This is a genomic window from Prevotella pectinovora (assembly GCF_000834015.1).
GTDB classification, from domain to species: domain Bacteria; phylum Bacteroidota; class Bacteroidia; order Bacteroidales; family Bacteroidaceae; genus Prevotella; species Prevotella pectinovora.
Map to the genome: position 1 here is coordinate 1 of NZ_JXQI01000054.1, position 1,601 is coordinate 1,601.

The window sequence follows — 1,601 nt, forward strand, 5'->3', positions numbered from 1 at the left end:
CCTAAAATCCGCAACTATCATCCAATACACGATTAAGGGTAGATTTATGAGTCGTTAGTAGCAGCTTTCAGTAAAAAGCAACAGCACAACATCAATATGTAGCCACCATCCCCTTACCCCACGATGCGACTTGAGGTAATACGCAGATTCAAACCGGAAAGAAAGGATTCTTATCCGAATTCTGTTTTGAAGGGTTTTGCATAAGCTCGGTTCTCTGTGTAGATATTCAGCACGTATTGCCTTGCAGTCATGATCCACTTGGCAGGTACGGAGATGAATCTGAAGACAAAAGCCTTTATGCGACTCGTTTTCTTGAGCCCAAAAGCCTTGGTGTCAAGCCTGCTCATGATGGTCTTGTAGAAATTGTGTATCAATGCAGTAAGCAGAAGAAAGACAGTATTCTCCGCCATGAATGACTTGGGGAGCCTGCTCCAACCGAATCCGTTGTTCATGTCGTCAAAGATACGTTCCTTGCCGCCACGCAGATTGTAGAATTCAACAATGTCCCTTGTCGATGACTTGTAATCGTTGGTCAGAATACAACGGTAAGTGTATTCGCCTTCCCACAGGTCAAGGTCGCCACTGTTGCGTCTTTGTCTCTGGATGACAAGACGATAGCACTTGCCTTCCCATTTCTCAACGAGAATGGAATTGAGTTCGAACTGGATGCCGTTAATCTCCTCCGTCTTCCATCCTCTCAGAGCAAAGATGTCATTGTAGAGCGAACTGCATCGGTTGGCACGGATGTAGAAATGTTTGCAATGCTTCTCTATCTCACTGACGATTTCCTTCGAGCAGGAACCGCAGTCTGCCCTGAAGCGATTTACACGGATGTTCTGGGATTCCAGAAGAGCGAAGAATCTCTTATGGGTGTCTGCCTGATGAAAACGCACATTCGTGTTACCATCGCTGTTCTCGATATAGACTATCTTGTCACCGATAACATATACGCCAGGCCTGTAGCCGAGGAACTTTTTGTAGGTCGGTTTTGCATCATACTTCTCCGTTTCAAGGAACTGATGGTCAAAGTCAACATCGTATTCCTCAATTTCCTTCAACTCGCCTGTAGAAACCAAAGCGTTTATAAGCAATGTGTTGAGTTTGTCTGCAGTATTGAAATCATAGGTCTTGCCTTGGTCGGAAGTATAGGAGATGTTTTCCTGTGTCAGTTCCTTGATGGCTCTGAGGATGGTATCAGAGCTGCATGTACGAAGGGTAGGATGATACGAGAGATGGCGCATCAGTTGTGACGTTACATCTTCCACGCATGAGCCGCCACAGAAATAAACGCTCATCAGCGAACGGACTATCTCGCTGAACTGATATCCGAAGATACTGCTGCATCTCTGACCCAGTGTTGAGTCGATAACGGGTGAAAGCATGGAGTCAAATTTCTCCATGATTGAAAAAATTCCTCCAAAAGGTGTGAGTTTCTCAGATTTAATTTGTATTTTTGCCATGTCATATTAGAGTTTTGCTTGTTTTCTTTTTGCAACACTAAGATAAGTGAAAATTCTGACATGGCAAAATCCTGGGCAACTTTTTGTTGCTCAGGAACTTATAAATAAAGTTAAATTATAGTGTTGCGGAATTAAGGTTTT

General features: G+C 43.7%; 1 protein-coding gene. It reads right to left on the minus strand.

Features of this window, described 5'->3' with window-relative positions; translation table 11 throughout:
• Positions 1–170: 170 nt before the first annotated feature.
• Positions 171–1,460 (minus strand): IS1380-like element IS612 family transposase, encoded by a 1,290-nt coding sequence (locus ST42_RS06270; protein ID WP_005814044.1) that lies wholly within the window; start codon positions 1,458–1,460, stop codon positions 171–173.
• Positions 1,461–1,601: the final 141 nt, after the last annotated feature.

Coding starts and splice junctions, on each gene's coding strand:
- ST42_RS06270 (WP_005814044.1), bottom strand. CDS start 1,460: ATGGCAAAAATACAAATTAAATCTGAGAAACTCACACCTTTTGGAGGA.